This is a genomic window from Pseudomonas frederiksbergensis, from assembly GCF_003732665.1.
Classification (GTDB): Bacteria; Pseudomonadota; Gammaproteobacteria; order Pseudomonadales; family Pseudomonadaceae; genus Aquipseudomonas; species Aquipseudomonas frederiksbergensis_G.
This window is the reverse complement of the sequence record NZ_MOBP01000176.1, coordinates 1-595: the sequence shown is the minus strand read 5'-3', so window position 1 is coordinate 595 and position 595 is coordinate 1. Positions and strand designations below refer to the sequence as shown.

Here is a 595-nt window from a genome sequence, read left to right as displayed (position 1 = left end):
GCTGGCGTGTGCCAGGCCCCGTACCAGTTCAGTTGCTGGAACAAGAACGACCCGAACTTCGCCTACCTGAGCGGCGCGAAACAGATCCCGTTCCGCGAACTGGCCCAGGCCCGCATCGCTGCTGACCAGGTGATCGATTGCAAGGTGCCGGATCCTACCGGCGGTGCCACGCACTATTACGCGATCACCATTAAGACGCCCCCGGCCTGGGCGGCGAAGGCCAAGCAGACGCTGAAGCTCGGGAATCACGTCTTCTTCAAGGAGGTGCCATGAGTGCCGCATTGTGGAAGCTGGTCAGTATCCTGCTGCTGATGCTGGTCACCGCCGGCGGCACATGGAAGGTTCAGGACTGGCGTTACGGCGAGCAACTCGCCGAGCAAGCAGGCCTACACAAGGACGACCTGGCCGACATCAGCAAGGCTGCTGCCGCCCAGGTGCGCGCCGATCAAGACAAGCGCCTAGTGCTCGAACAGCGCCTTTCGGCCAACGACCAAACCCACCACGAGGCTTTGACCAATGCACAAAAAGACCAGGCTCGCCTGCGTGATCGCCTTGCCACTTCTGATTTGCGGCTGTCAGTCCTCCTCGACGCAGC

Annotated in this window: 1 protein-coding gene and 1 pseudogene; both read left to right on the top strand. The window is 61.8% G+C overall.

Annotated features, from left to right (window positions below):
• Positions 1-273: cell wall hydrolase (locus tag BK665_RS33705; RefSeq protein WP_148053301.1), on the top strand; the 273-nt coding region annotated here is incomplete at its 5' end.
• Positions 270-595, top strand: a pseudogene (locus BK665_RS33700) (lysis protein); the annotation flags it as partial. The gene BK665_RS33705 and the pseudogene BK665_RS33700, both read left to right, overlap by 4 nt.